Source organism: Janthinobacterium goodfellowi, assembly GCF_051380695.1.
Lineage (GTDB): Bacteria > Pseudomonadota > Gammaproteobacteria > Burkholderiales > Burkholderiaceae_D > Janthinobacterium.
On sequence record NZ_JBNYXN010000001.1, the window covers coordinates 1,473,004 to 1,492,644 of the forward strand.

A 19,641-nucleotide genomic window follows, 5' to 3' on the forward strand; every position below is an offset into this window, starting at 1 on the left:
GCAGCGCCGCCAGTGACGGCGCCGACAGGCGAGATTATAGACCATCGCCCGCACGGATATTTGCAATCCCGAATGGGACATGCACCATCGGGATGGTTCCGCCCGCCGATTTCAGGTGGCTCAACTGGTCGTCGAAGAAGATATGCGGCTTGAACACGGACAGCACGCGCGACTTGTCCATGCCGCCGAGGAAAAACGTCTCGTCGGCCGCCACGCCCCAGCTTTTCAGGGTCGTCACGACCCGTTCGTGCGACGGGGCGTTGCGCGCCGTGATGATGGCGATGCGCAGGATCTTCTTGTAGCCGGGATCGCGCCGCTGCGCCTTTTCTTCCAGGCGTTGCATGGTGGCCAGCTTCTGGAACAGGTCGGCCAGCGGGCCGGGGCGGTGCGGCGTGCCCACGTTCAGGGTTTCATGGGCGTGGAATTCATCGACGTCATTGTTACGCTTGAACACGGTTTCCGCTTCGTCGTCGGCGATCACGCCGTCGAAATCGAAGGCCACGCGCAATTCCTCGTCGTTTTCGTCGTCTTCCGTGCGCGATGGCAGCACCAGGCCGGCCGGATAGTTGCAGGCCAGCGCGCTGCGCACGTCGTCCTCGTTCGCGCTGAGAAAGAGCGAGGCGTTGAAGGCGGGCAGGTAAGGATAGGGCGACTTGCCCGTCATGAAGGCGGCGCGCGAGATATCGAGGCCGTAGTGGGCGATCGAATGCATGACGCGCAGGCCCGTTTCCGGTGAATTGCGCGAAAACAGCACCACTTCCACGGGCGACTGGCGCGGATAGTGCTTGTTGATGTTCAGGAAGCGGCGGATGAAGGGGAAGGCCACGCCGCGCGGCAGGACCGTGTCGATATGGGCTTCCTGGTACTTGCGGTATTCCTCGGGGCCGCTGTCGAGGTAGACCTGGTGCGATTCGGCCAGGTCGAACAGGGCGCTGGAAGCGACCCCGATCACCAGTTTGTGTTCGATAGGATAAGCCATGGTCTGCCTGTTGTTTGCTTGTTGCTCATCTTATACGACTATCAACTGCGTAGCCAATAGCGATACGTGGGGATTTTTTGCACCAAAGCGGGGCGCCAGGCCATTTTTTCTGACCACTGTGCAACACGCGCCACAGTAAAGAAATAAATCTTGTTTTGTATCAAGTATGTATCAGCCAGAAACATATTTTTCCTCTATGCTTGGACTTATGAAATCTCGCCAATTGTAACGAAGCGTACGCCCCATCCCCGCCACCTTTATACAAGTGTCAGCTGTTTTACTCGAACATGCCAGCCTCAACCTCGCCAGCAGTCGTCGTGCATTTATAAAGGACCTCGCCATGTTTAAGAATTTACTGATCAAATGGAAGCTGGCGACGCTCGTCGCCGTGATGATGGTCGCCTTGCTGGTGGTGGGAATCAGCGGCTACACGGGCATCGCCACCGTGGGCAACGCCGTCAATGAAATCGGCGTGGTGCGCCTGCCGTCGATCCAGGGCCTGATGATGATGAACGAGGGCCAGACGGCCGTCGCCGCCGCCACCCTGACGGCCGCCATCTATGAAAACAATTACCAGGCACAGGACAAGTTTGCCGAAGCGCTGCAGCTGCGCACCAAGGCCTGGAGCAATATCGAGGCGGGCCGCAAGCTGTACGAGCCGCTGCCGCAAACCCCCGAGGAAGCCGTGCTGTGGAAGCGCTTCCTGGAGGAATGGGCCGCCTGGAAGGGCGATGACGACAAGGTGCGCGCCATCCTGCGCCAGCTGGCCGACAACCGCGACGAACCGCGGCAGAAAGAGCTGTTCGTGGCGTTCTACAAGCAGTACCAGGATTCGCGCAGCCTGTTCGGCAAGGCCGAAGCCACGCTCAACGAGATCATCAAGCTCAATAACGGCGTGGCCGACGCCAGCGTCAAGGAAGGCAGCGCGGCCGTGATCCGCTCGGAAAGCCTGATGGTCATCCTCGGCTTGCTGGCCTCCGCGCTGGGCATCGGCTGCGCCGCCTACATCACGCGGGCCATCACGCAGCCGATCAATTCGGCCGTGAAAGTGGCGCAAACGGTCGCCTCGGGCGACCTGACCAGCAATATCGAGGTGCACACGACGGAAGAAACGGGCCAGCTGCTGCAGGCGCTGAAAGACATGAATTCCAGCCTGGTCAACATCGTCGGCCAGGTGCGCAGCGGCACGGAGACGATCGCCACGGCCTCGTCGGAAATTGCCAGCGGCAACCTGGACCTGTCCTCGCGCACGGAAGAGCAAGCCAGCTCGCTGGAAGAGACGGCGTCGTCGATGGAAGAACTGACGTCGACCGTGCGCCAGAACGCCGACAACGCCCAGCAAGCGAATCAGCTGGCGCTCTCCGCCTCGGGCGTGGCCGTGAAGGGCGGCGCGGTGGTGGGCAAGGTGGTTGAGACCATGGACGCCATCAACGATTCGTCGCGCAAGATCGTCGACATCATTTCCGTCATCGACGGCATCGCCTTCCAGACGAATATCCTGGCGCTGAATGCGGCGGTGGAAGCGGCGCGTGCGGGCGAGCAGGGACGCGGCTTTGCCGTGGTGGCGACTGAGGTGCGTAATCTTGCCCAAAGATCCGCTGGCGCAGCGAAAGAAATCAAGACCCTGATCGGCGACTCCGTGGTGGCCGTCGACACGGGCAGCAAGCTGGTGGCCGAGGCGGGCAGCACGATGGCGGAAATCGTCGCCAGCGTGCAGCGCGTGACGGACATCATGGCGGAAATCAGCCTGGCCACGCAGGAGCAAAGCTCGGGCATCGACCAGATCAACCAGGCCATCGGCCAGATGGACCAGGTGACGCAGCAGAATGCTGCCCTGGTGGAAGAGGCGGCCGCCGCGGCCGAATCGCTGCAGGAGCAATCGGGCCAGCTGGCCCAGGTGGTCAGCGTCTTCAAGCTCGATGGCGCACAGGCGCCAGCCGCGCGCGCAAGCGCGAGCACAAAGGCCGCCGCGCCGCGTGCCGCTTTGAAGCGTCCTGCACCGGGACCGGCATCGCGCCCTGTATCGCGTCCCGCTGCGGGCCGCCCGGCCTTGCACGCCGTGCCGTCCCAGCGCCAGAGCGCGCCGCGCGACGACGAGTGGGAAGTGTTCTGATGGACGGACGGATTGACGGCGCCAGGATGCGCTGACCGGACGGCCGCCTTGTGCGGCCGTTTTTGCATGCGTGCGCGAGCCCGCACTGCGGTTACTACTTACTAAAAAAACAGCGTTATAAAAATAGCTGTTTTGTCATCTAAGCAAATCTTTTCAAAACTTAACGCGACATTGCTTGTGAGATAACTCACACTGCCTGCCGTACCACCCTTGTTCCCGCCTCGGCCACATCCCGGCTGACCCCTCCGCCTGCTGCGTCCAGCCATTCGTGGCAGGCGGCAGCCATTGCCGTCAGCCTTGCATGCGCGCCCGGCGCGGTGACCGATGCACCACATTGAAGGATGCGAATAAAGATGGCAAATATGAAAATCGGCACGCGCCTGCGCTGCTCCTTTGCGTTGTTGACCTTGCTGCTGCTGGCGACTGCCGCGCTGGCCATGTTGCGTTTGTCCAGCCTGGAGCTGCGCATGCGCGACGTGATCGATGACAAATATCCGAAAACCGTGCTGGCCAACGACATCATCAAGCATGTCAACATCATCGCGCGCTCCTCGCGCAACCTGCTGCTGATGACGGAGCCGCAGCAGCTGGCGCAGGAACGCGCCACCATCGCCAGGGCGGGCGGCGAAACGGAAAAGGCACTGGCGCAGCTGGAAAAGGTGGTGCTGTCGCCGCGCGGCCGCGCCCTGATGGCGGCCGTGACGCAGGCGCGCACCGCGTTCAACGGCGGGCGCGACAAGGTACTGGCCCTGCTGGAAGAGGGCGCACGCGACGAAGCGACGGCTTTGCTGCTCGGCGCCGTGCGCGGCGAGCAGCTGCGCTACATGGCGGCGCTGGAAAGCCTCATCGCGCACCAGCATGAGCTGATGGAGGAGGCGGGCGCCCAGGTGCACGATGAATACGTCACGGCGCGCAACATGATGCTGGCCCTGAGCGCCCTGGCCGTGCTCTTTTCGCTCGTCACGGCCTGGCTGGTCACGCGCAGCATCGTCCATCCGCTGCAGCACGCGTTGACGGTGGCGCAGACGGTGGCCGCCGGCGACCTGACGTCGACCTTTGGCCGCCACGCCGGCGATGAAACGGGCAAGCTGCTCGACGCGCTGTGCATCATGAACGGCAACCTGCTCGAGATCGTGCAGCGGGTACGCAGCGGCACCGATACCATCGCCACGGCCTCGTCGCAGATCGCGGCCGGCAATAGCGACCTGTCCTCGCGCACCGAGGAGCAGGCCAGCTCGCTCGAACAGACGGCGTCGGCCATGGAGGAGCTCAGCTCCACCGTGCAGCAGAATGCGGATAATGCCCGCCATGCCAGCATCCTGGCCGTCGAGGCGGCGAACATCGCCGGCGCCGGCGGCCAAGCCGTGGTCCAGGCGATCCACACGATGGACGCCATCAGCGCGTCGTCGGCGCAGATTGCCGACATCATCGGCGTGATCGACATGCTGGCCTTCCAGACGAATATCCTGGCGCTGAACGCGGCCGTGGAAGCGGCGCGCGCGGGCGAACAGGGGCGCGGCTTTGCCGTCGTGGCGACGGAAGTGCGCAGCCTGGCGCAGCGCAGCGCGGCGGCGGCGCGCGATATCCGCGCCCTGATCGCCAATTCCACCCAGCAGGTCGACGCGGGCGCGGCCCTCGTTGCGCAGGCCGGCGCCACCATGCAGGAAGTGGTGGCGGCCGTGGGGCGCGTGAGCCAGATGGTGGCCGACATCACGGCTGCCAGCGCCGAGCAAAGCACGGGCATCGGCCAGGTCAGCCAGGCCGTCGTGCAGATGGACGAAGTGACCCAGCAGAACGCCGCCCTGGTGGAAGAAGCTGCGGCTGCATCGCAATCGCTGGAAGGCGAGGCGGCGAACCTGCTGCAGGTGGTCAGCGTGTTTCGCCTGCAGCAGGGGCCTGCGCACGTCTTGCCGCGCCGGAGCGCGCCGGCCGTGCCGCGCCTGCTGGCCTAGTGGCGCGCCTGGCAAGGTTCTGGCACGGCCCGCGCGCGCGGGCGCTGCTGTGCGGTGCGCTCGCCGTCTGCCTGCCGCTGGGCATCTGGCTGGACGATGCGCAGCCGCGTCACGTGGCGCTGGTGGGACTGGCGGCGCTGGCGCTGGGCTGCGCCATGCAGTGGCGGGCGCTGGATGGGCGCGGCGGCAAGCCCATGGCGTCGGCGCGCAGCCGGGAGCTGCAGGCGCGCCTCGACACCGCCATCGGCGACGGCGAATTCTGCTTTCATTACCAGGGCAAGTTTGATACGGCACAACTGCGCCTGGTCGGCCTGGAAGCGCTGCTGCGCTGGGACCACCCGCGCCACGGCCTGATCTACCCGAATGCATTCATCGGCCTGGCCGAGCAGACCGACGCCATCGTCGCGCTGGGCAACTGGGGCATCGATGCGGCCTGCCGCCAGCTGGCGCAGTGGCGCGCGGCGGGCCTGACTTTGGTGCCGGTCGCGGTGAATATCTCGGCGCGCCAGCTGTGCCAGCCGCACTTGCCGGACTTCGTGCTGCGCTGCCTGCGGCGGCACGCCATCGCGCCTGGCCTGCTGGAGCTGGAAGTGACGGAAAGCTGCTGCATCGACGACATGGCGCAGGCGACGCAGGTATTGCGCCGCCTGCGTGCGCTGGGCCTGGCCATTTCGCTCGACGACTATGGCACCGGCCATTCGGGGCTCAGCCATGTCAGGATGCTGCCGATTCATACCATCAAGATCGACCGCTGCTTCATCCGCGACCTGGGCAGCGCAGGCAGTGATGCCGTGATCGTCGCTTCGACCATTGCGCTGGCGCGCGGCCTGGGTTTGCAGGTGCTGGCCGAGGGGGTGGAAGATGGCGAACAGCTGGCGCGGCTGCGTCGGCTGGGCTGCCCGCAGGTGCAGGGCTTTTACCTGCACCGCCCGGCGTGCGCGGCCGACGTGGCCGCATTGCTGGCCGCCGGCGCGCCGGCCGGCCTTGTAACAGTGCCGAAACATGGCGCCATGCGGCCTGGCGTGGATGCTCAGTAAAATATGGCCACTGCAAGCCGCATGCTTTAACACCTTCTCCCCCACGCAAGAATGATAAACAGTCCCGTCCCGGCCTATGTATTCGGCCCGTTTCGCCTTTTGCCGCTAGAACGCCTGCTGTTCGAGGGCGATCGCGCGCTGCGCCTGGGCAGCCGGGCCATGGACTTGCTGCTGGCCCTGCTGGAGCGCGCCGGCGACATCGTCGACAAGCATGAACTGGTGGCCATCGTCTGGCCCAATGCCGTGGTGGACGACGCGACCCTGCGCGTGCATCTGGCGGCATTGCGCAAGGCCCTCGGCGATGGCCGCGATGGCCAGCGTTACATCACCACCATTCCCGGGCGCGGCTACGGCTTCCTGGCGCCGCTGGCGCACACTGGGCAGCCGGCGCCCGGAGCGGCGGGCGCCGAGCCGCGGCATAACCTGCCCGTCATGCTGACGCGCATGCTGGGCCGCACCGAGGCGCTGCAAACGATGGCCAACCAGCTGCTGCAATTGCGCCTGCTGTGCATTGCCGGTCCGGGCGGCATCGGCAAGACCACGCTGGCCGTCGTCCTGGCCACGCGCGTGCTGCGCCGCTATGCCGATGGCGTGTGTTTCGTCGACCTGGCACCGCTGGACGAGGCCCGCATGGTGCCGCTGGCGCTGGCCACGGCGCTGGGGGTGGCGGTGCCGGCCGGCGACGCCATGCCGGTCCTGCTGGCCTACCTGCGTCCGCGCCACATGCTGATCGTGCTCGATAACTGCGAGCACGTGATCGGCGCGGCCGCCATGCTGGCGGACGCCTTGCTCAAGGGCGCGCCGCTGCTGCACGTGCTGGCCACCAGCCGCGAACCGCTGCGCATCACCAGCGAGCAGCTGCTGCGGCTGCCCGCGCTGGAATTGCCGCCGGCCGATGCCGTGCCCGACGCGGCGGCGGCCCGGCATTTCGCCGCGGTGCAGCTGTTTTGCGAACGCTGCGCGGCCGTCGACGGTGCTTTCGTGCTGGCCGACGCCGACGTGCCCGTGGTGGTGGATATCTGCCGGCGCCTCGACGGCATCCCGCTGGCGCTGGAGCTGGCGGCCGGGCGCATCGGCCATTTCGGCTTGCATGAATTGCGCCGCCAGCTCGACGACCGCTTTCGCCTGCTCACGCGCGGCGCGCGCAACATGCCCTTGCGTCACCAGACCCTGCGCGCCACCCTGGACTGGAGCTACGGCCTGCTCGACGCGCAAGAGCGTCAGGTACTGCAGGCGCTGAGCGTGTTCAAGAGCCGCTTCCGCCTGGAGTCGGCCAGCGCCGTGACGGGCTGCGACGTGTTCGATACGCTGGCCGACCTGGCGGCCAAGTCCCTCGTCAGCATCGAGTTTTGCTGCCAGCACGTGTATTACCGGCTGCTCGACACCACGCGCGCCTACGCCGCCGCGCAGCTGGCCGCAGGCGGGGACGCCGGCGCCGTGCTGCGGCGCCATGCGCGCCATTGCCTGGGCCTGGCCGGGCGCATCGCCGCCGACTGGGAGAGCATGCCGCCGGCGCACTGGAGCGCGCGCTACGGCCGCCATGTGGATGACCTGCGGGCCGCCATCGACTGGGCCTTCGGCGAGGAGGGCGACGTGGCGCTGGGCGTGGCCCTGACCCTGGCCGCGCAAACCCTGTTCTATCAGCTGTCGCTGATGGATGAATACCGCGTGCGCGTCGAACGGGCGCTCGCGTGCATGGCCGCGCAGGCCGTGGACGACCCCGACAGCGAGATGCAGCTGCATGCCTCGCAGGCGCACCTGCTGCTGCATACGCAGGGCATCACGGGCACCATGCTGCGTTCGTTCCAGCGCGGCTATGCGCTGGCCATGCGCACGGACGATGACAGCCGCCGTGCGGAAGCGATTTGCGGCATGTGGATCTGCAGCCTGCAGCTCGCCGATTTCCAGCGCGCCGACAGTTACGTGGCCCAGCTGGCCGTCCTGTGCGAAGCGCGCGACGACACGGCGATGCGGCTGGTGCTGGCGCGCATGCGCTCGGCGGGCGAGTATCTGCGCGGACGCTACGCGCAGTCGGCGGCGCTGGCGCGCATGGTGCTCGCGCATCCCGAGGGCGCCGGGCAGCTTGGCTTCAACAATGCCTTGCTGGCCGATCACCAGGTTTGCCTGCGCGGCACGCTGGCGCGCTGCCTGTGGATGCAGGGCTGCCCCGACGATGCTCTGGCGCTGGCGCGCGAGGCGGTGACGGTGGGCTTCGAGCACAATGGCGTCACGCTGTGCGTGGCGCTGGCCATCAATGCCATTCCCGTTGCCCTGTGGTGCGGGCAGCGGGGACTGGCGCACGCCTGGACTTGCCTGCTGTGCGAGCATGCGGCCCGCTATGGCTTGCTGTACTGGAGCGCCTGGGGCGCCGCCTACCGGCGGCTGCTCGATGCGGGCGATACGCTGACGGAATTCCCCTGGCCTTCCGTGCGCAGCTGGCCGATACAGATCGATCTGATGGCCACCCTGCACGACGCGGCCGCCGATAGCCAGGCGCTGCGGCGCGCACGCACGGGCCTGGCGCCGTGGAGCGCGCCGGAAGTGCTGCGCCGCGACGCGCACCACCGCTGGCGGGTGCTGGCGCAAGACGATGCGGCCGGCCTGGAAGCGGTGCGCGTGCAGCTGGAAGAAGCGCTGCAGCTGGCCCGGGGACAGCAGGCGCCGGGTTGGGAGCTGCGCTGCGCCACCAGCCTGGCGGCCGTGATGCAGGCGCAAGGCTGCGGCGCCGCCGCGCATGCCTTGCTGGCCCCCGTCCATGCCGGCTACCGGCAGGGGTGCGACACCACGGATGTGATGGCGGCGGCAGCTTTGCTGGCCCGGTTGCTGGCGCAGCTGGCTTGATGGCTATTCATAGGCGCCCAGCCGGCGCTGTTCGTCCGGCGTGAAACTGGCGTCGCGCAAGCGCTGCAGGGCCGCCGCATCCTGCGCGCCGCCGGGCAGGCCGGCCTGCTGCGCCTTGAGCGCCTGGTACGCGATGATGCGCTGCTGCCACTGCGATTCCTCGCGGTCCAGTTCCGCCAGGCGCGCCGCCGCCGCCGGGGTGAAGGTGCTGGCGCGCAGGCGGTAGACTTCATTCTCGCCGCCGCCCTGCGCCCGTAAGGCTTTGACGGAGGCGTCCAGCTGCGCCACCCTGACGGGCGCGTCGCGCGCATCGCGCTGGGCGGGCGACATTTTCTGGTCCAGCGCCGTCAGTTGCGCCTGGCGCTGGGTTTCATCGAGCGACGTATCGCCGAGGATCGCCATGCGCGCCACGGCATCGTCGTCATACGCGTCGCTGGCGCCGAACAGGCCCGCGCTTTCTTCCGCCGTAAAATAATTGCCGCGCAGGGCGCGCATCGCTTGCAGGCGCGCGCGCGCCGCCACGGCGGGATCGGCCTGCGCCGGCAAGGCCTGTTCCGCACCGGCCAGTGCCTGCTTGTAGGCCAGATAAGTGCCCAGCAGGCGCTTCGCTTCGCGGGCGGGGACGGGCGCCAGGCGCCTGTCCAGTTCCGCCTCGATCTGGCTGCGAATGGCGGCCAGCGGCTTTTCACCGAGGCCCGCCAGGTAGTAGTCGAACAGGTGGCCCAGTTCCGCGTCGACCACCAGCTTGTCGCCGGCGGCCACCGTCACGTTGCCGTCGGGCCGCGTGCCTTCCATCGAGCGCACGAACGCGAACAGGTCCGGTTCCGCCTTCTCCTGCGGCAGGGCGGGCGGCTCGCCGGGCCGCAACGCCAGGTACAGGGCCAGGGCTGCCAGGCTGCCGCCGATGATCCATTTCGCGTGCATGCGCTTCTCCTTACAGTCCCAGGCCTTGCAGGCGGTTGGCCTGCTGGCGGAAGACGGTGACGGGGTTCGTTTCGAACAGGTTGACGATGCCGACGAACTGGTTGACTTCATCGAGGTGGTTCATGGCGTAGTCGTCGCGGATCACCTTGCCCAGGTGGCTGGAGCAGCTGCTGACCAGGCCATCGTTCTTCACGCCGCCGAAGGCCAGGCTGATGGCCGCCAGGGCCGGGTCGCTCACGTCGAGCACATTCGTGTACGGCTGCGCGCCGCTCCACGAGAAATAATACACGCCTTGCACCTGGTAGGCGCCTTCGCCGCAAGCGGAGGTGGGTACGCCTTGCGGGTGGCGGGTGTTAAAAGCCAGTGAGCCGGCCGTGGACAGCGAGGCGAGCGAGGCGCCCGCGTTTTGCGGCAAGCCCTTGTTGCCCGACAAAATGCCGATCAGGGAAGCGAGCGCATTGCCCAGCGCGCCGCTGGTGTTGGGAATGGCGCCGCTGAGGATATCGGCCACCTTGGAACCCTTGTTGACGCCGGCCACGCTGGTGACGGACGCCACCAGATCGGGACGCACGGAAGCGACATAGCGGGCCGTGGGGCCGCCGTGGCTGTGGCCGATCAAGTTGACCTTGGCCGCGCCGGTGGCGGCGAGGATTTGCCGCACCTGCGACAGCAGCTGTTCGCCGCGCACTTCCGTGCTGTTGGCGGCCGAGACGGTGGTCACATACACTTGCGCGCCGCCGCTGCGCAGGGCATCGGGCACGCCATAGAAATATTCGACGGGGCCCAGCTTGTCGAAGCCGAACAGGCCGTGCACGAGCACGATCGGGTACTTGGTTTGCGTGTAGCCGGCGGCGCTGGCGCTGCCGGGCAGGATGGCGAGGGTGAGGAGCAAGGTGGATAGCAGTTGCCAAAAGCGAGTCTTCATTTTGTCTCCGTTATGTATTATTAATAGTGGAAATGTCGATGCTGTAGCGATGAACCGGGTGCTCCTTCACATTCTATTGATGCATTAAATATAGCGAGCGCTCGGTTTTTGAAATGTAGCACCGCTGGATTGAAATTGCATTTGAATTGCATGATGCAGCGCAATAACTGTGGGAATTTGGCGTTGCTTATGTGCTTATTGCATAGTTGAAAAGTCAAATAGTTGTTTTCCTGAGCTATAATCGGCCCCGCATCAGCCGTCCCGCCGTCTTGCAGCGCCGCCCAGGTGCTGTCTTACATTGCTCATACACCGTTACTTGGGAATGCACTTGTCGACCCATTTTAATTTTGAACAGTTTCAGCAGATGACGCCTTTAAATGGCGAAAATATCTGGGAATATATTCTTGACCGCCACGCGGAGCGCATCGGCGTCAAGCGCCGCAAGCCGGCGCTGGAAAATCTCGAACGCATCTTTGTCGCCACCTTCCGCCTGGCCAATGACGTGGGCTTCCGTGCCATGAGCTTGCGCGACCTGTGCCGCGAGACGGGACTGTCGATGGGCGGCCTGTATGGCTACATCACCAGCAAGGACCAACTGGCGGAAATGATCGAGGACGTGGTGCGCCATGCCACGCAAGCCTTGCCGCTGCTGTTTGCCGACGTGAAGTCGCCGCTGGACCGCCTCGAGGCGATGATACGCTCGTCGATCTACCTGTCCGAAGTGCTGCAGCCGTGGTTTTATTTCGTCTTCATGGATTCGCGCGTGCTGCAGGTGGAGCAGCGCAGCATGGCGAAGAATTCGGAACTGTATGTGCAGACCCTGATCGCCGCCACCATCGCCGAAATCGAACCGAAGCCGCAGGGCGACCCCACCCTGCTGGCCGCCCACTGCCTGGCCCTGTTCCAGGACTGGTACGTGAAACGCTGGAAGTACCGCGCGGCGAAGGTCAACGTGGACGATTTCGCCGACAGCGTGGTCGGTACGGTGCGCGGGTACTTGAGCATGACCGCTGTGTAAACCTCGGCGGCACTTGTCGGGTTACGCCGTCCCGGCTAACCCGACCTACGACTGGTGATTGATGCAGTAAGCGGCAGGTCGGATTAGCGAAGCGTCATCCGACAAGATAGCTGCGTCAGTTCGCGGTTTCCGGCGGCAGCGTTTCCGGCAGCGCAGCCGGGTCCGTCGGCGTCTCCACGTCCATGTCCAGCGTCTTCACGCCATTCATGTCGATGAATTCATCGTACAGCCATTCGCCATCGACCTGGCTCAGGCCTGCCGGCACGTCGCGCGTGACTTGCGGGCGCGTGGAAATCGCCGTGCGCATGTAGTCGATCCAGATCGGCATGGCCAGGGTCGCGCCGAATTCGCGTCCGCCCAGCGATTTGGGCTCGTCGTAGCCCATCCACGCCACCGCCACGATGCCGCCGCTGTAGCCGGCGAACCAGCCGTCGACGGCGTCGCTGGTGGTACCCGTCTTGCCGGCGATGTCGCTGCGGCCCAGTTTTTTCGTCGCCGCCGCTCCCGTGCCCGTGCGGGCCACTTCGCGCAGCATGCTGTCCATCACGAAAGCGTTGCGCGGATCGAGCGCCAGGGTCTTGTCGTCGTTCGGCGCGGGCGGTTTGGTCTGCATCAGGATGGTGCCCCTGGCGTCGACGATGCGGTCGATCAGGTACGGTTCCACCTGATGGCCGCCATTGGCGAACAGGGCGTAGGCGCCCGCCATCTGCACGGGCGTGACGGAGCCCGTGCCCAACGCCATGGTCAGGTTGCTGGGCTGGCGGGCCGGGTCGAAACCGAATTTCTCCAGGAAGTCGTGCGTGTACGGCACGCCGAGCGCGCGCAGGATGCGCACCGAGGCCACGTTCTTCGACTGCGCCAGCGCATAGCGCATGGTGATGGGGCCGTCGAACTTGAAGTCGTCATTCTGCGGCGCCCACACCTTGCCGCCCGCCTGCATTTCCAGCGGAACGTCGTTGATCAGGGTGGCCGGCGAAAAGCCTTTTTCCAGCGCCGCCGAATACACGAAGGGCTTCATGGCCGAACCGGGCTGGCGCCAGGCCTGCGTGACGTGGTTGAACTTTTGCAGGTTGTAGTCGAAGCCGCCCACCATGGCGTGGTAGGCGCCCGTGTCCGCGTCGAGCGAGACGAAGGCGGCGGCCACCAGCGGCACTTGCGTGATGGCCCAGTTGCCCTTGGCATCCTGGCTGATGCGGATCACGGCGCCGGGGCGCAGCTTGATGCCGGCGCTCGCCTTGGCGGACAGGGCGGGGGCGGCAAAGCGCAAGCCGTCGCCCGTGATGGCCTTGGCGTCGCCGTCGCCCGTGTCGGCCACCACCTTGCCGCTGGCGACTTCCGTGACGACGGCGGCGATCAGGCCGTCGCTGTCCGGGCGTTTTTGCAGCGCAGCATCGATGGCGTCGTCGCGCTGCTCGGGGTCCGCCGGCATGTCGATGAAGGTTTCCGGGCCGCGGTAGCCGTGGCGCTGGTCGTAGGCGATGACGTTGCGGCGCGTCGAGGCGTAGGCCGCGTCCTGATCCGCCTTGAGAATCGTCGTGTAGACGCTGATGCCCTTGGTGTAGCTGTCTTCCTTGAACTGCGCAAACACGGCCTGGCGCGCCAGTTCGGCCACGTATTCGGCGTGCGTATCGAAACCCTGCTTGCCGCGGCTGTTGATATGCAGCGGCTGGGCCAGCGCCTGCCGGTACTGGCCTTCGCTGATGTAATCGAGTTCGCGCATGCGTTTCAAGACCAGCTGCTGGCGCGCGTGCGCCTTTTTCGGGTTGCTGATCGGGTTGTGGCGCGACGGGTTTTGCGGCAAGCCGGCCAGCATGGCCATTTCCGCGATCGACAATTCATTCAGCGGCTTGCCGAAATAGGTCTGCGCCGCGCTGCCGAAGCCGAACGAGCGCTGGCCCAGGTACATCTGGTTCATGTACAGCTCGAGAATCTGCTCTTTCGACAGGGCCGCTTCGATTTTGAGGGCCAGCATGATTTCATTGAGCTTGCGCGAGGCGACTTTTTCGCGCGTCAGGAAGAAGTTGCGCGCCACCTGCATGGTGATGGTGGAGCCGCCGCCGTGGCCGAAGCCGTGGCGCAGGTTCGACAGCACGGCGCCGCCGGCGCGCACGAAGTCGATGCCGTGGTGTTCGTAGAAGCGGCTGTCCTCGATGGCCAGCAGGGCTTTCTTCATCATTTCCGGCACTTGCGCGATCGGCACGAAGTCGCGGTGCTCTTCGCCGAACTCGCCAATCAGCACATTGTCGGCCGTGTACACGCGCAGCGGGATCTTCGGCTGGTAGTCCGTGATGACGCCCAGCTCGGGCAGGCGGGGGCGCACGTACAGGAACAGCCAGGCGGCCAGCAGCACGGCAGCGGCCAGCGCGGCGCAGCCGGCGATGATGAAGCCGCGCACGGTGGCGCGGCGGGAAGGCCAGGGGAATCCGGATCGTTTGGCAGTCAAGGCAGTCTCACATGAGCGTGCAGGGCACGGTGGCAGCGATTATAGACCAATGCTGCGGCGCTTCCCGTGCGGGCCGGGCGCCGGGACCGGGAGCAAAAAACCTTTTCATCGAAACGCGGCTGTGCGATAGTCTCGGCTTCAAGAAAATAGCCCGGGCATCGATCCGGGCTGTTTATTTTTAAAAATTAAGGAAATATCCATGGCAAAAGATGCAACACCGAGCGTCGTGAAGCCCTATATCCCGGCCGATGCGAAGCTGCCCGAGATGACCTTCCGCGCGCTGTTCATGGGCGTCATCCTGGGGATGGTCTTTGGCGCCTCCTCGCTGTACCTGGTGCTGAAGGTGGGCCTGACCGTCAGCGCCTCGATTCCCGTCGCCGTGATCGCCATCACCCTGTTCGGCCTGGCCAAGAAGGTGGGCGGCAAGGATTCGTCGATCCTGGAAAACAGCATCACGCAGACGGCCGGTTCGGCCGGCGAATCGCTGGCCTTCGGCCTGGGCGTGACCATGCCCGCCATTTTGATCCTCGGCTTCGACCTGGAAATCTCGCGGGTCATGCTGGTCGGTATTCTCGGCGGCCTGCTGGGCATCCTGATGATGATCCCCATGCGCCGCACCATGATCGTCGACCAGCACAAGGAACTCAAATTCCCCGAAGGCACGGCGTGCGCCGAAGTGCTCAAGGCGGCCGCCACGGAAGAATCGCGCATCGCCGCCGGCGAAAGCATCGAGAAGGATTCGGCCGCCGCGCTGGACGCCAAGCGCCGCGCCAAGATCATCTTCGGCGGCTTCGCCGTCGGCCTGCTGTATAAAGTCTTCAATATCTCGTTCAAGGGCTGGAAGGATACGCCGGGCGTGGAATTTGCCGCGCCGCTCAAGGGCGGCTCCATCGGCGCCGAAATCTCTCCTGAATTGCTGGGCGTGGGTTACATCATCGGCCCGCGCATCGCCGCCACCATGGCGGCCGGCGGCGTGCTGTCGTATTTGCTGCTGATCCCGATGATCAAGTTCTTCGGCGACAGCCTGACCACCGTGCTCTCGCCGGGCACCAAATTGATCAGCGAAATGGGCGCGGACGACGTGCGCAGCGCCTACGTGCTGTACATCGGCGCGGGCGCCGTGGCCGCCGGCGGCCTGATTTCGCTGGTGCGCGCCATGCCCATGATCTGGCGCAGCCTGTCGGCCGGCCTGAAAGGCATCGGCAAGGGCGTCAAGACCGATTCCACCTTGCGCACGGACCAGGACATCCCGTTGAAATGGGTCGTCATCGGCTGCCTGTCCATCATCGCCGTGATCACCTTCGCCACGCCGCTGCACATGAACTTCCTCGGCGCGCTGCTGATCCTCGTCTTCGGCTTCCTGTTCGCCACCGTGTCGTCGCGCCTGACGGGCGAAATCGGCTCCTCGTCGAACCCGATCTCCGGCATGGCCGTGGCCACCTTGCTGTTTACCTGCCTGATTTTCCTGATCATGGGCTGGACGGGCGGGCGTTACTATGTGACGGCCCTGTCGGTGGGCGCCATCGTCTGCATCGCCGCCAGCAATGCGGGCACCACCTCGCAGGATTTGAAAACCGGTTACCTGGTGGGCGCCACGCCGCGCCTGCAGCAGTACGCGATTTTGGCGGGCGCCTTGTCGTCGGCGCTGATCCTCGGTCCGATCCTGCTGAAACTGAACGAGGCGAGCACCGTCTACGTGCCGGCCGCGCAAGTGGCGCCCGGCCTGACGGTCGATGCATCGAAGCTGACGGTGACGGGCGAGCTGCATGGCCCGCAAGCCGAGACCGACCACAATACGTATAAAGTCTGGCAAAAGACCGATACCGTGGGCGGCCCGGCCGGCAAATACTTCGTCAAGGAAGACGGCCAGCTGGCCTACCTGGTCGATCCGGGCATCAATGGCCACTACAGCAAGCGTCCGGACGGTTCGGAAGTGAAGAAATACGATGCGCCCAAGGCCGTGCTGATGTCCTACATCATCAAGGGCATCCTCGACCAGCAGCTGCCGTGGACCCTGGTGCTGTTCGGCGTGATGATCGCCGTGGTGCTGGAAATGGCCGGCATCCCGTCGCTGGCGTTTTCGGTGGGCGTGTACCTGCCGCTGTCCTCGACCCTGCCGATCTTTGTCGGCGGCATCGTGCGCTGGCTGGCGGACCGCCGCAACAACAAGCTGGAACACAACGCTAAATTGAACGAGGAAGAGCGCCAGCTGGCGGGCGACCGCAGTTCGGGCGTGCTGCTGGCGTCCGGCTACATCGCCGGCGGCGCGCTGGCCGGCATCATCATTGCCATCACGGCCGGCGTGCTCACGCACTTCGACCAGATGATGGCCGACTGGGCCGAACACGGTAATCCGTTCTACGCCGGCCTGCACTCGGATGCGCTGTCCCTGCTGCCGTATGCCGTCATCATCGTGCTGCTGTATATCGTGGCGCGCGAGAAGAAAGCGGGCAGTTCGCAGGCTTGATGTTTTAAACACTCCAATGAAAACCGCCCGGTGTCATGACGATCCGGGCGTTTTTTTTTATGCGCGCCCGATGGGCCGCGCCGCCAGTTCTGCCGCGCTCGCGTAGATCGTCACGTGTTCGGACGCCAACCGGCCCAGGTGGTCATAAAACGCCTGCGCCGCGATGCACCACGATGCCGCATCGCCGACCTGTCCGTTGACGCGCAGGCCTGTGGCATCGAATTCGCGCGCAAAATAATCGCGCAAGTCGCCGCGCCCGGGTTGGTCGATGCGGCGCTGCGCGATGGCCGGATCGAAAGGGCGCACGGGCACGTCCCAGCGCCGGCCGGCGTAGTCCAGGCAGGCCAGTAGCTCCGTTTTTTCTTCCCATACGGCCATGGGAAAGGTGTCGCCCATGGCGTCTTCCAGCGCGTGATAGAACGTCACGGGCCCCATGGAAATGCCCAGGCCCAGCACCTTGGCCTGCTCGCAGCCGATGAAGCGCTGCCAGGGCGAATCCACGCCGAAGATCGAGGGCGCGCGGTGGTGCGCCTCGGTGAGAGCGTCGGCATGGCGGCCCCACGCGGACACGGAGTGGGTGGGGTGGATGCTGCGCCGGACACCTGCGCTGGCGAGGAACGCTTCCGGCAGGCGCCCCATGTGCGTGCCATGGCGGCGCGGATCGAACACATAGTCTTTCATGTCGCAGGTGGCGCGCACGGTCCCGCCGGGCAGATAGTAGGTGGGCAGCAGCAAGGTGCCGTGCGGGCCGACGGCGTCCTGCAGGGCGCGTATCACGGCCGCCGCGCCGCCTTCCACATAGCCGAGGCTTTTCAGCGAAGAGTGCACGAACAGCGAATCTCCGTGCGCGATGCCCAGCCGCGCCAGATCGGCGGTCAATCCGGCGCGCGTCACGTGGCGCGCGCCGTGGCGCATGTTGCGGGCGCTGGCGGCGCGGCGCCACGCTTCCAGCACAGCCCTGGCGGCGCGCTTGGCCCGCTCAAGCATCGCCGGCTTTCCGGTCCAGTTCCAGTTCCAGCAGGTTGGCATCGATACAGAACTTGGCGGCCCAGTTCAGGTAGGCCCAGGTGCCGTAGTCGCCATCGACGGGAAACGAGCCCTTGACGCCGCCGCGCGCGTGCGCGGGGCCGTCGATGCTGACCGCGCGGCGCACGTAACTATTCAGGCGGCGCGCCGCGTCGAGGTAGTGCCGCTCGCCCGTGAACTGGTACAGCAGGAACAGACAATGCGCGTTTTGCGCGGAACCGGTAAGGCAGGCGTAGCTGGCCCCCGGCTGGAAGTCGGGACCGAGGCGGCCGGCCAGATGGCCGTCGGCCGCCACGGCCCTGGCGACGCTCGTGCCGGTGCGCGCGGCGGCCTCCAGCAGGTCGGCGCGCGCCGAAAAGCGGTGCGCTTCGAGCACGCCGCGCAAGGCGTAGCCGATGGTATGGGTCAGGGGCAGCAGCGGGTTGTCCAGGCAGTTCGAGGCGAACCATCCGTTGGGACGCTGCTTCGTCAGCGCCCAGTCGACCTGGCGCAGGCCGGCCGCGCCATAGCCGTGGCCCGGTGCGATGCGGTCCGCTTCGAACAGGCCCCACGCCACGTGCGTTTCATACGCCTTGTCGCCGGCGCTGGCGAACGGCGTCGGATGGCGGCGCCAGCAGCCGTCGGGATCCTGGCTGTCGCGCAGCCATCGTGCGGCGCGGTGCATGGCGTCCTGGTACCGATCGCCGTACGCTGCCACGCCGGCCGCCAGGCCAAGCAGGATCTGGCCCGTGTTGAAGGTGACGGGCACGCGCGGCGTCGAATCGATCTTCCCGCCCTGGAAACCGCCTGCGGGGAACTGGATGGCCACGCACCAATCGAGCATGCGGCGCGCCCGCTCGTGAAGGCTGTCGTCGCCCATGCGCTGCGCCAGGGCGATGAAGGTGGGGATGATGTAGCCGGTGGTCTCCGGGTAGGAGCTAGCCCAGCCTGTCAGCAGGCTGTAATCGCGCGCGACGCCGTCGTCGTTTGAGCTGGAGTGGTCTTGCGCCGCGCATAGCCAGGCCGTGCAGGCCTCGACGACGGCTTGCGGGCCGGGGTCAAAGGCGGGCAGGCCGCGCCGGTCCGACAGCCGCTCCATGCGCGCCGCCGCCGGCAGGCCCGCCTGCGGCGTCAGTGTGTTCCTGATCTTCGCGAGCAAGGTGCGCATGGCATTCCATCCGGTGGTTGGCTCAGGCTACTGTAGCGCCGGCCATCGGCAGGGCTATTGACTTGCCGCAAGGATTAGTCGTCGCGTCGCTGCCGCCGGAATTGACGCATAATGGCTGTATCACCATCGCCGACGAGGCCCGCCATGAACAGCGTCACGCTTGAATATTCGGTCGTCACCAATCCCGACTCGTTTGTCGGCTTCAAGTATTACGTCAAGGCGGGGCAGGCATTCGATGCCGACGATTTCGCCTATTCCTACAAGCTGAACCGGTCCGACCTGGACCCGGACAGCGTGCTGGCCACGCGCGAGGCGGCGGCGAATTTGCAGCCGGGCGAGTGGCTGACGGTGTCGCATTCGATTGCGGCGTAGCCGGCAGCCCTACGCTGGCGCAAACCACGCGCGTAGTTCATCCTCGGCCCGCTGCGCCGTCGCCTGCGTCAACGTCAGCACGATGACCTTTTCCTGCGCCGCACGATGCTGTCCATCGCTGCCGGCCAGCTCGATGGCTTGCTCGAAGCTCGTGTAGCAGGGGCCGAACTCCTGCGGGCATTGCTGCACGATGCGCGCCGCCTTGCCGGCGTTGCGGTCCGCCAGGTTGACGATGGGATTGCCGTCATAAAACGGCTGGCCGTTGGCAAACGCGGTACGCAGATACGGCGCGCACAGGCTGTCGAGGAAGGCCAGGCGTGCCTGCCAGTAGGCCTCAGCCGCCGCATACGCGGCCTGGTCCTCGAGAAAATCGGCAAACAGGAAGTCGTTCATATGG

At 65.8% G+C, this 19,641-nt stretch carries 14 protein-coding genes; 7 read left to right on the plus strand and 7 right to left on the minus strand.

Going from position 1 to position 19,641, the window contains the following annotated elements; genetic code table 11:
- Positions 1–34 precede the first annotated feature (34 nt).
- Positions 35–979: a 5'-nucleotidase gene (locus ACQ4WQ_RS06665; protein ID WP_436495542.1), complete on the minus strand. Its 945-nt coding sequence runs from the start codon at positions 977–979 to the stop codon at positions 35–37.
- A 340-nt stretch (positions 980–1,319) separates the two neighbouring features.
- On the opposite strand from ACQ4WQ_RS06665, the gene ACQ4WQ_RS06670 reads away from it, so the two are divergent.
- The 4 genes from ACQ4WQ_RS06670 to ACQ4WQ_RS06685 all read left to right on the plus strand — a co-directional run bounded on the left by ACQ4WQ_RS06670 (position 1,320) and on the right by ACQ4WQ_RS06685 (position 8,922).
- Complete coding sequence (locus ACQ4WQ_RS06670) at positions 1,320–3,092, plus strand: methyl-accepting chemotaxis protein (RefSeq protein ID WP_436495544.1); 1,773 nt, start codon at positions 1,320–1,322, stop codon at positions 3,090–3,092.
- A gap of 353 nt (positions 3,093–3,445) precedes the next feature.
- A complete protein-coding gene (locus ACQ4WQ_RS06675) occupies positions 3,446–5,044 on the plus strand; it encodes a methyl-accepting chemotaxis protein (protein ID WP_436495546.1) in 1,599 nt (532 codons plus the stop codon).
- Entirely contained in the window at positions 5,044–6,081 is a 1,038-nt protein-coding gene (locus ACQ4WQ_RS06680; protein WP_436495548.1) for a putative bifunctional diguanylate cyclase/phosphodiesterase, read from the plus strand. Before ACQ4WQ_RS06675 ends, ACQ4WQ_RS06680 begins: the two co-directional genes overlap by 1 nt.
- A 99-nt stretch (positions 6,082–6,180) precedes the next feature.
- Positions 6,181–8,922: an ATP-binding protein gene (locus tag ACQ4WQ_RS06685; protein ID WP_436495550.1), complete on the plus strand. Its 2,742-nt coding sequence runs from the start codon at positions 6,181–6,183 to the stop codon at positions 8,920–8,922.
- A 3-nt stretch (positions 8,923–8,925) separates the two neighbouring features.
- Here the strand turns inward: ACQ4WQ_RS06685 and ACQ4WQ_RS06690 are convergent, their stop codons facing one another.
- Both ACQ4WQ_RS06690 and ACQ4WQ_RS06695 read right to left on the minus strand, forming a co-directional pair.
- Positions 8,926–9,846, minus strand: coding sequence for a lipase secretion chaperone (locus ACQ4WQ_RS06690; protein WP_436495552.1), 921 nt, complete (start codon positions 9,844–9,846; stop codon positions 8,926–8,928).
- A gap of 10 nt (positions 9,847–9,856) precedes the next feature.
- A complete protein-coding gene (locus ACQ4WQ_RS06695; RefSeq protein WP_436495554.1) occupies positions 9,857–10,771 on the minus strand; it encodes a lipase family alpha/beta hydrolase in 915 nt (304 codons plus the stop codon).
- A 364-nt stretch (positions 10,772–11,135) separates the two neighbouring features.
- Here ACQ4WQ_RS06695 and ACQ4WQ_RS06700 point away from each other — a divergent pair, with 364 nt between their 5' ends.
- Positions 11,136–11,789, plus strand: coding sequence for a TetR/AcrR family transcriptional regulator (locus ACQ4WQ_RS06700; RefSeq protein ID WP_436495556.1), 654 nt, complete (start codon positions 11,136–11,138; stop codon positions 11,787–11,789).
- A 115-nt stretch (positions 11,790–11,904) separates the two neighbouring features.
- Here the strand turns inward: ACQ4WQ_RS06700 and ACQ4WQ_RS06705 are convergent, their stop codons facing one another.
- Positions 11,905–14,232: a penicillin-binding protein 1A gene (locus tag ACQ4WQ_RS06705; protein WP_436495558.1), complete on the minus strand. Its 2,328-nt coding sequence runs from the start codon at positions 14,230–14,232 to the stop codon at positions 11,905–11,907.
- 199 nt (positions 14,233–14,431) lie between these two features.
- Here ACQ4WQ_RS06705 and ACQ4WQ_RS06710 point away from each other — a divergent pair, with 199 nt between their 5' ends.
- A complete protein-coding gene (locus ACQ4WQ_RS06710; protein ID WP_436495560.1) occupies positions 14,432–16,699 on the plus strand; it encodes an OPT family oligopeptide transporter in 2,268 nt (755 codons plus the stop codon).
- A 57-nt stretch (positions 16,700–16,756) separates the two neighbouring features.
- On the opposite strand, the gene ACQ4WQ_RS06715 is transcribed toward ACQ4WQ_RS06710, so the two are convergent.
- Both ACQ4WQ_RS06715 and ACQ4WQ_RS06720 read right to left on the minus strand, forming a co-directional pair.
- Positions 16,757–17,686, minus strand: a complete 930-nt coding sequence (locus ACQ4WQ_RS06715; protein ID WP_436495562.1) for an AAC(3) family N-acetyltransferase — start codon at positions 17,684–17,686, stop codon at positions 16,757–16,759.
- A complete protein-coding gene (locus tag ACQ4WQ_RS06720; protein WP_436495564.1) occupies positions 17,679–18,872 on the minus strand; it encodes a hypothetical protein in 1,194 nt (397 codons plus the stop codon). Before ACQ4WQ_RS06720 ends, ACQ4WQ_RS06715 begins: the two co-directional genes overlap by 8 nt.
- A gap of 144 nt (positions 18,873–19,016) precedes the next feature.
- Here ACQ4WQ_RS06720 and ACQ4WQ_RS06725 point away from each other — a divergent pair, with 144 nt between their 5' ends.
- Positions 19,017–19,244, plus strand: a complete 228-nt coding sequence (locus tag ACQ4WQ_RS06725) for a hypothetical protein (protein WP_436495566.1) — start codon at positions 19,017–19,019, stop codon at positions 19,242–19,244.
- A gap of 9 nt (positions 19,245–19,253) precedes the next feature.
- Here ACQ4WQ_RS06725 and ACQ4WQ_RS06730 read toward each other — a convergent pair whose 3' ends face one another.
- Positions 19,254–19,637 carry a hypothetical protein gene (locus tag ACQ4WQ_RS06730; RefSeq protein WP_436495568.1) on the minus strand — a complete coding sequence of 128 codons (384 nt, stop codon included), beginning with the start codon at positions 19,635–19,637 and terminating at the stop codon, positions 19,254–19,256.
- Positions 19,638–19,641 lie beyond the last annotated feature (4 nt).

Coding starts and splice junctions, on each gene's coding strand:
- ACQ4WQ_RS06695 (WP_436495554.1), bottom strand. CDS start 10,771: ATGAAGACTCGCTTTTGGCAACTGCTATCCACCTTGCTCCTCACCCTC.
- ACQ4WQ_RS06700 (WP_436495556.1), top strand. CDS start 11,136: ATGACGCCTTTAAATGGCGAAAATATCTGGGAATATATTCTTGACCGC.
- ACQ4WQ_RS06690 (WP_436495552.1), bottom strand. CDS start 9,846: ATGCACGCGAAATGGATCATCGGCGGCAGCCTGGCAGCCCTGGCCCTG.
- ACQ4WQ_RS06715 (WP_436495562.1), bottom strand. CDS start 17,686: ATGCTTGAGCGGGCCAAGCGCGCCGCCAGGGCTGTGCTGGAAGCGTGG.
- ACQ4WQ_RS06670 (WP_436495544.1), top strand. CDS start 1,320: ATGTTTAAGAATTTACTGATCAAATGGAAGCTGGCGACGCTCGTCGCC.
- ACQ4WQ_RS06730 (WP_436495568.1), bottom strand. CDS start 19,637: ATGAACGACTTCCTGTTTGCCGATTTTCTCGAGGACCAGGCCGCGTAT.
- ACQ4WQ_RS06675 (WP_436495546.1), top strand. CDS start 3,446: ATGGCAAATATGAAAATCGGCACGCGCCTGCGCTGCTCCTTTGCGTTG.
- ACQ4WQ_RS06725 (WP_436495566.1), top strand. CDS start 19,017: ATGAACAGCGTCACGCTTGAATATTCGGTCGTCACCAATCCCGACTCG.
- ACQ4WQ_RS06720 (WP_436495564.1), bottom strand. CDS start 18,872: ATGCGCACCTTGCTCGCGAAGATCAGGAACACACTGACGCCGCAGGCG.
- ACQ4WQ_RS06665 (WP_436495542.1), bottom strand. CDS start 979: ATGGCTTATCCTATCGAACACAAACTGGTGATCGGGGTCGCTTCCAGC.
- ACQ4WQ_RS06710 (WP_436495560.1), top strand. CDS start 14,432: ATGGCAAAAGATGCAACACCGAGCGTCGTGAAGCCCTATATCCCGGCC.